This is a genomic window from Curtobacterium sp. LFS084 (genome assembly GCF_047977705.1).
Lineage (GTDB): Bacteria > Actinomycetota > Actinomycetes > Actinomycetales > Microbacteriaceae > Curtobacterium.
The window spans coordinates 79,004-90,043 of sequence record NZ_JBFPFM010000011.1 but is presented as its reverse complement, the minus strand read 5'-3'; the positions used below and the strand labels follow the sequence as shown (position 1 = coordinate 90,043).

General features: G+C 73.1%; 11 protein-coding genes. 6 read left to right on the top strand and 5 right to left on the bottom strand.

What is annotated here, in order from left to right:
• Positions 1-790: 790 nt before the first annotated feature.
• A complete protein-coding gene (gene aqpZ, locus ACNQOV_RS08795) occupies positions 791-1,564 on the top strand; it encodes an aquaporin Z (protein ID WP_402262685.1) in 774 nt (257 codons plus the stop codon).
• A 115-nt stretch (positions 1,565-1,679) separates the two neighbouring features.
• The gene (locus ACNQOV_RS08790) at positions 1,680-2,219 is read left to right on the top strand and encodes a DoxX family protein (protein ID WP_022905529.1); all 540 of its coding nucleotides are present in this window, start codon (positions 1,680-1,682) and stop codon (positions 2,217-2,219) included.
• A 93-nt stretch (positions 2,220-2,312) separates the two neighbouring features.
• Here ACNQOV_RS08790 and ACNQOV_RS08785 read toward each other — a convergent pair whose 3' ends face one another.
• A complete protein-coding gene (locus ACNQOV_RS08785) occupies positions 2,313-3,074 on the bottom strand; it encodes a hypothetical protein (protein ID WP_416394176.1) in 762 nt (253 codons plus the stop codon).
• Positions 3,075-3,121: 47 nt separating this feature from the next.
• Positions 3,122-3,871, bottom strand: a complete 750-nt coding sequence (locus ACNQOV_RS08780; protein ID WP_416394175.1) for an ABC transporter permease — start codon at positions 3,869-3,871, stop codon at positions 3,122-3,124.
• A gap of 70 nt (positions 3,872-3,941) precedes the next feature.
• Here ACNQOV_RS08780 and ACNQOV_RS08775 point away from each other — a divergent pair, with 70 nt between their 5' ends.
• Positions 3,942-4,604, top strand: a complete 663-nt coding sequence (locus ACNQOV_RS08775; protein ID WP_022905526.1) for a response regulator transcription factor — start codon at positions 3,942-3,944, stop codon at positions 4,602-4,604.
• Positions 4,601-5,632 carry a sensor histidine kinase gene (locus tag ACNQOV_RS08770; RefSeq protein ID WP_416394174.1) on the top strand — a complete coding sequence of 344 codons (1,032 nt, stop codon included), beginning with the start codon at positions 4,601-4,603 and terminating at the stop codon, positions 5,630-5,632. Before ACNQOV_RS08775 ends, ACNQOV_RS08770 begins: the two co-directional genes overlap by 4 nt.
• On the opposite strand, the gene ACNQOV_RS08765 is transcribed toward ACNQOV_RS08770, so the two are convergent.
• The 3 genes from ACNQOV_RS08765 to ACNQOV_RS08755 form a co-directional block, all read right to left on the bottom strand.
• On the bottom strand, positions 5,577-6,404 hold the full coding sequence (locus ACNQOV_RS08765; RefSeq protein WP_022905524.1) for a membrane protein: 828 nt from the start codon (positions 6,402-6,404) through the stop codon (positions 5,577-5,579). The genes ACNQOV_RS08770 and ACNQOV_RS08765 overlap by 56 nt on opposite strands.
• A 35-nt stretch (positions 6,405-6,439) precedes the next feature.
• Positions 6,440-7,057 carry a DedA family protein gene (locus ACNQOV_RS08760; RefSeq protein WP_416394173.1) on the bottom strand — a complete coding sequence of 206 codons (618 nt, stop codon included), beginning with the start codon at positions 7,055-7,057 and terminating at the stop codon, positions 6,440-6,442.
• A gap of 68 nt (positions 7,058-7,125) precedes the next feature.
• Positions 7,126-8,706 carry a Na+/H+ antiporter gene (locus ACNQOV_RS08755; protein WP_416394172.1) on the bottom strand — a complete coding sequence of 527 codons (1,581 nt, stop codon included), beginning with the start codon at positions 8,704-8,706 and terminating at the stop codon, positions 7,126-7,128.
• A gap of 103 nt (positions 8,707-8,809) precedes the next feature.
• On the opposite strand from ACNQOV_RS08755, the gene ACNQOV_RS08750 reads away from it, so the two are divergent.
• Both ACNQOV_RS08750 and ACNQOV_RS08745 read left to right on the top strand, forming a co-directional pair.
• Positions 8,810-10,207 (top strand): hypothetical protein, encoded by a 1,398-nt coding sequence (locus tag ACNQOV_RS08750; protein ID WP_416394171.1) that lies wholly within the window; start codon positions 8,810-8,812, stop codon positions 10,205-10,207.
• Between the two features lie 40 nt (positions 10,208-10,247).
• Positions 10,248-11,009: an SDR family oxidoreductase gene (locus tag ACNQOV_RS08745; protein WP_416394170.1), complete on the top strand. Its 762-nt coding sequence runs from the start codon at positions 10,248-10,250 to the stop codon at positions 11,007-11,009.
• Positions 11,010-11,040 lie beyond the last annotated feature (31 nt).

Genomic DNA, 11,040 nt, shown 5'->3' with positions numbered 1-11,040 from the left:
AACCCGCCCGCCGCGGCCCCCCCCCCCCCCCGCAACAAGTGACCGAGCCCGCACCGATCGGGCAGTCCCGCACCCGGTGAAAAAGCGCGCACCGTGGGAAACGCCGGTGCGCGGCGCCGCACGGTGCGACGTCCGTCACCCCGTGCGAGCTTGCCCGCTGGGTGCCCCGCTACAAGCCCGCACCAAGCGGGCACCTCCGCACCAAGTGAACTAAACCGCACCGTGCGAACCGCCGGTGCGCGGCGCCGCACGGTGCGACGTCCGCCACTCCGTGCGAGCTTGCCCGCTGGGTGTTCCGCTACAACCCCGCACCGAGCGGGCAACACCGCACCCAGTGAACAAGTCCGCACCATGCGAACCGCCGGTGCGCGGCGCCCGCCACCCCTCCGGCCCGCGCGGCACAGTACGGACCCGCGCGGGGCAGGCCGGACCCGCGCGGGAACAGGACAGCGGGCGCGACGCCGGGGCCGCTTTGCGCGCCGGACGGCTGCGGGACGGGCACCGGGGGACACGAACCCGGCCGTCGCGGGGGCTTCCTGGGACGTGTCTGGAAAGTCCGCCGCCGGCGTGACCACCGTCTGGTGTACCCCGTCCCATCCGCGGACGGCGACCGCCGGAACGGCCCGATCCCGGGTCCACCCACCGGCGGCGTCCGTCCCGGCCGCGCCGCAGGGAGCGGCGTCCACCGACACGCCCCCGCGTGCATCCACGACGACAGACGAACCCGAAGGAGACCCTCATGGCCCAGCGCCGACCCGACCGCGACCGAAACCGCGGACGCAACGAACCGGTGAGCGGATCGACCTCCGAGCAGCGCCGTGAGGACGCCGTGACCTGGTCGCCGCTCGCCCGGTACGCGTCCGAGTTCTTCGGCACCTTCCTGCTCGTCCTCGGCGGTGTCGGGACCGCGCTGTTCGCCGCGAACGTCCCGAGCGCCACGGACAACCAGCAGGGCGTCGGCTACCTCGGCGTCGCCCTGGCGTTCGGGCTGACGCTCGTCGCGGGGATCTCCGCCGTCGGGCACATCTCCGGCGGCCACTTCAACCCGGCGGTCACCCTCGGGCTGCTCGCCGCCGGACGCACCGACGCGCGGCACGTCGCCGGCTACATCGTGTCCCAGGTCGTCGGCGGGCTCGTCGCGACGAGCATCCTCGCCGCCGTGCTCTCCGGCAAGTCCGGGGCGTTCCAGGCCGCGCGGGACGGCGGCTTCGCCTCGAACGGCTACGGGTCGGCGAGTCCCGGCGGGTACGGGCTCGGGTCGGTCTTCCTCACCGAGGCCGTGCTGACCGGGGTCTTCATCGCGGTCATCCTGTCGATCACGGCCAAGCGGGAGTACCAGGCGGTCGCCCCGCTCGGCATCGGGCTCACGCTCACCCTGATCCACCTCGTGAGCATCCCGGTCAGCAACACGTCCGTGAACCCGGCCCGCTCGATCGCCGCTGCCGTCTACGGCGGCGCGACCCCGCTGTCCCAGCTCTGGGTGTTCATCGTCGCCCCGATCGTGGGCGCGGTCGTCGCCGGGGTGATCGTCCGGGTCGGCGGCCGGCGCCGGATCACCAGCTGACCCGACGAACACCGCGGGACGCCCCGCCGGTCCGCCTCGGGCCGGCGGGGCGTACCGTCTGCTGGACCGTGGTCGACCGCGACGATCGACCGCACACCGACGTCAGGGAGATCGCATGAGCTCGCGCACCACCACCGCCTCCGTCACCGCCAGGACCCTGCTGCGGATCGCCCTCGGCGCCGTGCTCGTCTCGCACGGCTCCCAGAAGCTGTTCGGCGCCTTCGGCGGCGGCGGCATCGAGGGCACCGCCCAGGGCATGCACCAGATGGGCTTCCGGCCCGGTCGCCGCAACGCCGTCCTCGCCGGCCTCGGCGAGGCGGGCTCCGGCGCCGCACTCGCCCTCGGTCTCGCCACCCCGATCGCCGGCGCCGGCGCCGCGACCACGATGGGCGTCGCGTCGAGCGTCCACACGCCCAACGGCTTCTTCAACGCGGACGGCGGGTTCGAGTTCCCGGCGTTCCTCGGCTTCTCCGCCGCGATGTTCGCACTCGGTGGTCCCGGCCCGGTCTCGCTCGACCACGCGACGCGGCACGTGTTCGACCGGCCGTGGCTGCGGGCGGTCGCCCTCGCCGCGGTCCCGGTCGCCATCGCGGTGCAGGTCGCGCAGCGTCGGAAGGCGCTCGCGTCGGAACCGGCGGCGACCGACGAGTCGTAGGGCCTGCCGGACGGGAGGCGCGGTGCCGGCCCGCACCGCGCCTCCCGTCGGTCGTCCCGATCGTCGCGTGCCCCGCTGGCGCAGCGGGACGGGTCAGGACCTGACGGCGGCCTGCCCGCCGGGCCGGATCCCCCTGCGCTGACCGGAGGCGAGTGCGGACACGGCCGCCAGGATGATGATCGCGAGGACCGCCGAGACGAGTCCGGTCCCGGCGCCGAGGCCGCCGCGCGAGGGCGCCACCGCGACCCAGTCGGCGAACGACGCGCCGAGCGGACGGGTGAGCACGTACGCGGCCCAGAACGAGGCGACGGGCCCGAGGATGCGGAGCCCGCGCGCCACGACGACGCCGGCGATCCCAGCCAGGAAGAGCAGGCCGCCGACGAGGAACCCGAGTCCGGCGGACGACGCGACGAGGTCCCCGACGGCGGTGCCGAGCGCGAAGGTCACGGCCACGGCGGCCCAGTACCAGAGCTCGCGGCGCAGCGTGTCGACGTGGTGCACGTCGAGGCTGCCCGCCGTGTGTCGCCAGCCGACGAACACGACGACGAGCGCGAGAGCGAACACCAGCGTCGACGCCCAGTACGGCACGCCGATGGCGACGTGCGCCGCGTCGGCGGCCATCGTCCCGAACACCGCGACCATCACCACGGCACCCCAGTACCGCCACGGCGAGGACCGCACGCTCGTCAGCTGCACGGCGAGCACGACCGCGAAGACGACCGCCGTGACGAGCACCGTCGGGACGGGGTCGAACCGTCGCACCAGGAAGTCGGACAGCGCCTCGCCGAAGCCCGTGGTCAGCACCTTGACGGACCAGAAGGACGTGGAGGGGGCCGGGACCTTGTTCGCGCGCACCCGTCGACGGTCGCGTGCCCGTTCGGAGGATCCTCTGAGAAACGCTGTCAGGCGGGCTTCGGGGGCCGGGTCCGGACCGGCGCCAGGGTGTGGGTCAGCGTCGTCGCGACGACCGCACCGGCCGCGATGATCGCGGCGAGGACGACGATCTGGAAGCGTCCGGCCTCGATCGGGGAGACCCCGCCGAAGATCGCACCGACGAAGGCGCCGGGCAGGGTGACCAGTCCGGTGGTGCGCGTCTGGTCGGTGCTCGGCACCATCGCGGCGTGGACCGCCCGGCGGACGAGCTCGGCGGTCGACTGCCGCGGGGTGGCACCGAGCGCGAGCCAGCCCTCGACGTCGTCCCACCGGTCGTCGACGAGCTCGACGAACCGTCGCCCGGAGAGCGTGGCGCTCGTCATGGCGTTCCCGATGACGATGCCCCCGATCGCGAGCACGTACCGCGGTGTGAAGGCGATCGCACCGGTGGCGAACACGACCGCGAGCGCACCGACGATCCCCGTTGACATCGCCAGGGCGACGGGGAGGAGCCGGGTCCGCAGCGTGCCGAGCCGTCGCGCCGCCGTCGTCGTGGCCACGCCGAACATCACCACGAGCGCCGCGGCGATCCAGGGCGGGTCACGGATCACGCCGCTGAGGACCAGGCTGATCAGCGCCAGTTGCACCGTGCCGCGCACGACCGCGAGCGCCGGCGCCCACGGCGACGGAGCGCGCGCGAGCAGGAGCACGAGGGTGGCCAGGGAAACCAGGACGACGACACCGACGAGCGTCCACAGGATGCTGCTCGGCTCGTTCACGGGTCGAGCCTGCCACGGCTGTGCCAGGCTGGACGGACGGTGCCACCCGCGACGCGCCGGAGGAGGCACGGTGACGAGGACGGACCGGTTGCTGCTCGTCGAGGACGACCCGCGACTCGGGCCCCTCGTGGCGGACGTGCTCGGCGAGGACTGGGACGTGACGCTCGTGACGAGCGGCGAGGATGCGCTGGACGCGGCGGCGGACCGGATGTACGCGGTGATGGTCGTCGACCGACGGCTGCCCGGGATCGACGGTGCCGAGGTCGTGGCCCGACTGCGGCGTCGACGCGACGCGACCCCGGTGCTGATGCTCACGGCCCTCGGCGCGCTCGGCGACCGGGTCTCCGGGCTCGACGCCGGAGCGAACGACTACCTCGTGAAACCGTTCGAGTTCGAAGAGCTCGCCGCGCGGTTGCGCGCCCTGACGCGGGACTTCCGGTCGGAGGGGGACCCGCTGCCGATCGGTGCGTGGACCTTCTACCCGGACACCGCGACCGTGTACTCGCCGTACTCCGGGCGGATCCAGTTGACGGATCGCGAGAACGCCCTGCTGGAACTCCTGGCCCGGGCACCGACGACGGCGTTCAGCCGGGCGCACATCCTGTCGACCGTGTTCGGCGACAGCGAGGTCGAGGGCACGGTCGACACGTACGTGCACTACATCCGGCGGAAGACCGACCGTGAGCTCATCACGACGATCCGCGGGACCGGCTACCGGATCGGTTCACCGTGACCCGTGACGCGGACGACGTCGCGGTCCGGCGGTCGGCGGTGCGGATCGGTGTGCAGGTCGCCCTCGTGTCGGCCGGGCTGGTCGTGGTGATCGTCGGCCTCGTGTTCGCGTACGTGCTCTGGCAGTCCACGCCGACCGAGGTACACGAGCAGCACGCGGCGGACACCACGCGGATCTTCGTCGACCGCGACGCGTTGCTCGGCGCCCTGGCCGTGATCGGCGCCGGTGCGGTGCTGCTCGCGGGGCTCGCGACGTGGTTCGTCGCCCGACGTGCGGTCGTGCCGCTGGGGGAGGCGCTGCGGCTGCAGCGAACCTTCGTCGCCGATGCGAGCCACGAGCTGCGCACGCCGCTCACCGTGATGAGTGCGCGGGTGCAGCAGCTGCAGCGCAGGATGTCCGCCGACGACGACCGCACGCCCATCGTCGACGCCCTCCGCGAGGACACGCGGTCGCTCGCGGCGGTGGTGGACGACCTGCTGCGGGCCGCGACGATGGACGGCGACGACGGATCGGCGGCGACGCCGGTGTCCGCCGAGGTCGACGGTGCGGTCGCCGACCTGCAGGTGGTCGCCGAGCAGCGTGCCGTGCGCATCGTGCACGGCGGAGACGGTGGCGACGACGACGGCCTCGTCGACGTGGCGGTCCGGATGTCCGCGACGCCGCTCCGCCGAGCTCTCGTCGCACTCCTCGACAACGCGGTGGGGCACGCTCCGGCGGGTTCCGACGTCGAGGTCCGGGTCACGGCGACGCCACGGACCGTCGAGATCGCGGTGCGGGACCGTGGCGACGGCATCACCGGGATCGACCCGGACCGGGTCTTCGACCGCTTCGCGCACGGGACGCCCGCGGCGGGTCCCGCCGAGCGTCGGACGAGCTACGGTATCGGCCTGGCCCTGGTCCGCGAGATCGCCGTCCGGGCCGGGGGATCGGTCCGTGTCGGCGCCACCGGCCCGGGCGGGACCACGTTCGTGCTCAGTCTGCCGCGGGTGACCGGCGGAGCCGAACCGCCTCGACCGACCCGTCGGTGAGCGCAGCGGAGGACCGCCGGAGCCGCACGGACGTCGCCCCGACGACCACGAGGATCGCGGCGAGGAACACCGTGCTCGTGGTGATCGTGCCGATGCCCAGTCCGCCATCGGACGTCGGCTGCGAGAGCAGGTCTCCCAGCGAAGCGCCGAGCGGCCGGGTGAGCACGTACGCTGCCCAGAAGCACGCGACCCCGTCGACCCGGAGCCCGAAGCGGAGCAGGGCGACCAAGGCGATGCCGCCGGCGAAGAGCAGCAGTGCCGGGAAGTACCCGATACCGGTCTGTTCCCCGATGAGGTCGCCCGCGGCGGTGCCGAGGGCGAAGGTGAACAGGATCGCGAGCCAGTAGAAGGCCTCGCGGCGCACCGTGTCGATCCGGTGGATGGACAGCGTGCCCTCCACCCGGTGCCAGGCGAGGAACACCACGACGAGGCCGACCCCGAACACCGTCGTGCTCAGCCACAGCGGGACGCCGAGCCCGTCCGTGAGGTTGTCCGTGATGCACGTGCCCACGATGCTGATGAGGACGACGGTGACCCAGTAGACCGACGGACGGTAGGAACGTGCGCGGAACTGCAGGACGAGGAACAGCACCAGCACGGCGCCCATCACGACCGTGGTCAGGGGGAGGCCGAGTCCGAGCGTCTCGCTCATCAGGTCGGCGGCCGTCTCACCGACGGTCGTCGCGAGGACCTTGACGATCCAGAACGACGCCGTCGGGTCCGGGACCTTGTTGCGGACGGTGGCGACGTGGGCGGGGGTCGAGCGTGGCATGGGGATCCTTCGCGATCGGGTGGGGGACGAAGTGCTCAGCTGGTGGTGGAACGGCTCCGGCGGCCGCGCCGCGCGCGGACCGCGCCGATGACGACGGGCAGGACCGAGACGACGACGATGACGAGCGCGAGGAGGTCGATGTTGTGCGCCACGAACGGGATGCCGCCGAGCAGGACGCCGACCAGGGTCATGAGGACGACCCACACCGTGCCACCGAGCGCGTTCCACAGCGTGAAGCGGCGCCAGCGCACGTCGGCGGTGCCGGCGGCGAGGGGGACGTACGTGCGGACGACCGGGACGAACCGACCGAGCACGAGCGAGAGGGCGCCGTAGCGCGCGAAGAACGACTCCGCCTCGTGCAACCGCGAGGTCTTCAGCACGCGGGCGTCGTCTCGGAACAGCCGGCGTCCGGCACCGCGCCCGATCCAGAACCCGACCTGGTCGCCGAGGAACGCCGCGACCACCCCGACGACGACGATCTGCCACGCCGTGATGCCGAGTCCGCCCGAGAGGATCGCCGCGGTGACGATCAGGGAGTCACCGGGGAGGAACGGGAAGAGCACGCCGGACTCGATGAACACGACCACGCCGATGCCGAGCAGGACCCAGGGGCCGAAGGCGTGCAGGAGGGAGGCGGCGTCGAGGAGGTGCATGGCGACAGCCTCGGGCGCCGGGGATCAGGATCGTCCAAGAATCGCAGATCGTCGGAAGAGGACGGGGGTCAGCCCGACGACGCGCCGTTCAGCCTGGCCTCTTCCGCGTCGTACCCCGAGCGGACCTGGCGGAGCACGAGGTCGTCGATCTCGTCGGCGTCCCGCATCCGCAGGAGCGTGGCGGCCTTGTGCCGGACGAGTTCGAGCTCGAGGGCGACGGCGGTGTCGTGCCGCTGCAGCGCCGGGTGGTCGTCGTCCGACTCCTCGCGCGCCTGGATGACGTCCAGGTGGGCCTCGTAGTCCTTCCGCACCCGGTCCACGGTGGCCCGGTCCGCCCCGGTGGCACGGGCGAGGCGGGGGAGCGCGTCGAGGGCCTCCTCGATCGCGGTGCGCTCCGCCGTCCGACGCTCCTCGCCCACGGACTCGTCCTCGGGCAGGGCAGCCCGGCGGAGCACCGCCGGCAGGACGAGGGCCTGCCCGACGATCGTGACGACGACCACCCCGGCGGTGACGAAGACGATGAGGTCCCGGTCGGGGAACGCGCCACCGGACTCGAGCGTCCGGGGCACGGCGACGGCCATCGCGAGCGACACGGCTCCGCGGAACCCGGCGAAGCCGCTGACGAGCCGGTCGCGGTGCCCCTCGCGCGGTGCGCCGCCCGAGCGTCGGGTGACGAGCCAGACCGTGCCGCCGGCGGCGTTGAGGAAGGCGAACCGCACGAGCACGAGGACCACCGACACCGCGGCGATCACCCCGGTGGCGCGGAGCAGCTCGGCCGGGTCGAGCGCGCGCGCCGCCACCATCGCCTCGATGCCGACGAGGACGAAGAGCGCGCCGTTCAGGAGGAAGGTCAGGAACGACCAGAACGCCCGGACCTGCTGGCGGGTCTCGGCACGGTCGAGCTTCGGGCCGACCTGGCTGACGACGATCCCCGCCGCGACGACGGCCAGCACGCCGGACGCACCGATCGCCTCGGCGCCGAGGAACGCGACGAAGGGCACGAGCAGCGTCACGAGGTTCTCGAGCACGACGGTGTCGACCCGGCGGAGCACCTGGGTGCCGAGCCACGCCGCGACCAGACCCGCGGCGACACCGCCGAGGTACGACAGCGCGAGCATGCCGGAGACACCCCAGAAGGTCAGCTCCTCGGTGCCGACCGTCACCGCGACCGCGATGCCGTAGACCACGAGGGTGGTGCCGTCGTTCACAAGGCTCTCGGCCCGCAGCACCGTGACGTTCCGTCGCGGCAGCATCTTCGTGAGCACCCCGACCGCGGTGGCGTCGGTCGGTGCGACGGCGGCGCCGAGCACCCAGGCGGGCCCCCACGGCAGGCCGAGCAGGTGGAGCAGCACGGCGACCGCGCCGGCGGTCACCACGACGAGCAGCGTGCCCATCAGGACGATGCCTCGGAGGTTCTTGCGGATCTCGCGCAGCGACGTCGTCAGGCTCTCCCAGTAGAGCAGCGCCGGCAGGAACAGCAGCAGCACGGCGTCGGCGGGGAGCTGCACGCCGGCGAACTCCGGGACGAGGGCGAGCAGCGCGCCGAAGACGAGCAGCAGGACGGGCGGAGCGACCCGGATGCGGTCGGCGATGCCCGCCGTCAGCGCGATGGCGAGGCCGAGCACGACCACCAGTTCAGGTCCGAGCACGCATTCCTCCTCGTGGGGTCGGACCGGATGCGGCCGACACCCCAGTCAACGCGCTCGCGGCTGACGGTGCCGTCGGCCACCCGTGACCGGTAGCGTCACGCACGTGACCGACGCGCAAGACCCCGACCACCTGCTCCCGCTCGACGTCGTGTCCATCGGGCACCGGCTGGTCGTTCCGGACCTGCACCGTCCCGTGGCTGCCGTCGTCGAGGAGGGAACGGTCGTGCGGTGGCTGACCTGGCCGACCGCTCCGCTGCCCGACCGGGCCGTCGAGGAGGCCGAGGCCTGGCCCACGGGCGAGGGCGTGTGGGTCGTCTACTCCTCGGACGGCATCGACGAGGTCACCCGGACCGCGGTGCACCTCGACCCGGACCGCGTCGGCGCCGCCGTCGACCTCGGGGACCGGAGAGTCGTCGCCGCGGAAGCCGGAGGCCTCTGGCTCGCCGATCCCCGTGATGCATCGACGTGGATGGCTGGCACGACGATCGACGACGACGAGGACCTCGCGGCGTTGGTCGATTCCGATCTCCAGTGGGCAGAGGCCGACCCGTTCTGGCCCGACCCAGCGGCCTGGACCGAGCCTGACGACGACGAAGACGACGCGGACGACGCACCCTGGCCCGACGACGACCTCGAGGCGGGTGCCGACCACGACCCGGACGACGACGGGACGAGGGTCATGACCGCGTACCAGTGGTCCATCGGCTTCGGCGACACGGAGGACGACTCCACCGACGGTGACGGCGCCGCCGACGCAGCGGAACCGCCAGGCCCGCCGTCGCCGACGCCGCCCACCGAGCTCGTCCGCGTCGCGCCGGACGGCACCCGCACGACCATCGCTGTCGACCACCTCGTCGAGGACGTGAGGGTCGAGGGTGACCGGATGACCCTGCGGTTCCACCGAACGGGTCCGGACCTCGTACCCCGTGCGTCCGGCTCCCGGGACGTCGTCTACCGGCCGCGCGAGGTCGTCGTCGAGGTGTCCGGCGGCCTGCCGGTCACGATCGACACCGACGCCCTCGACTCGGTCCCGGTCGAGGACCCGGTCGAGTGGGAGCGGTCGGTCGAGGAGCGCGAGGCCCGTCGCGCCCCGTGGATCGAGCGCATCGACCTCACGGGCGTCGACGGCACGCGGTGGCCCCGGTGGGACGCGGACACCGTGGGCCGCGCACGCAGCGTCGCCCGGCTCGTGGAGGAGTTCGCACACCTCGCCGACCCGGTGATCGTCTGGTCGCGCGGCGTCGACGGACCGCGACGCGCCAGGAGCGACTACCGAGAGGTCCGCGTCGAGGTCGAGGGCGACTGGCCCGTGACCGAGGTCGTGGTGTCGTTCGAGCACACGGCGGTCCCCTTCCTCCGACTCCGCCGCCGCTACCGGGTGTTCGACGACACCGGTCGTCCCGTCGACCACGGCTACGTGACGGTGTACCTCGAGGAAGCGATCGCGACCGGCCACATCCCGCCCCGCAGCACCGCGGTCGACGGCGTCCTCGACATGTGACGCCTGCCGTCGACGGGCCCGTCCGCGGTAGCGTGCGGGCATGAGCGACGACACCACCGACCACCAGGAGCGCACCGCGATCGTCACCGGGGGCGGGAGCGGCATCGGCCGTTCCGCCGCCCTCGCGCTGGCGGCCGACGGGTGGACGGTCGTGGTCGCCGGTCGGCGCGCGGAGCCGCTCGACGAGGTCGCGGCGCAGTCTCCCCGCATCGTCCCGATCGTCGCCGACGTCTCGGCCGAGGCGGACGTCCGGCGCCTCTTCGACGAGACCGTGCAGCGCTTCGGTCGACTCGACCTGCTCTTCAACAACGCCGGCACCGGCGCACCGGCGACCCAGTTCGACGAGCTCACGCTCGACACCTGGAACGCGGTGCTGTCGGTGACGCTCACCGGCTCGTTCCTCTGCGCCCGCGAGGCCTTCCGGATCATGCGGACCCAGACGCCGCAGGGTGGCCGGATCATCAACAACGGCTCGATCTCCGCGCACGCACCGCGTCCGCTGTCCGCGCCCTACACGGTCGCCAAGCACGCGGTGGCCGGACTCACGAAGCAGCTCCAGCTCGACGGGCGCCCCTTCGGCATCGCCTGCGGGCAGATCGACATCGGCAACGCCGCCACCACGATGGGGTCCGGCGCCGCGGACGGCACGCTCCAGGCGGACGGCTCGACGCGCCCCGAGCCGACGATGGACGTCGCCGAGACCGGCCGTGCGGTCGCGTACATGGCCAGCATGTCGGCCGGCACGAACGTGCCGAACCTGACGGTGATGCCGACCGCCATGCCGTTCGTCGGTCGCGGCTGACGACGGACTGGAGGCGCGGGACGGATCCGCC

Bases quoted from the DNA above. Each gene is read 5' to 3' on its own strand.
- ACNQOV_RS08790 (WP_022905529.1), top strand. From the start codon at position 1,680: ATGAGCTCGCGCACCACCACCGCCTCCGTCACCGCCAGGACCCTGCTG.
- ACNQOV_RS08765 (WP_022905524.1), bottom strand. From the start codon at position 6,404: ATGCCACGCTCGACCCCCGCCCACGTCGCCACCGTCCGCAACAAGGTC.
- ACNQOV_RS08745 (WP_416394170.1), top strand. From the start codon at position 10,248: ATGAGCGACGACACCACCGACCACCAGGAGCGCACCGCGATCGTCACC.
- ACNQOV_RS08760 (WP_416394173.1), bottom strand. From the start codon at position 7,057: ATGCACCTCCTCGACGCCGCCTCCCTCCTGCACGCCTTCGGCCCCTGG.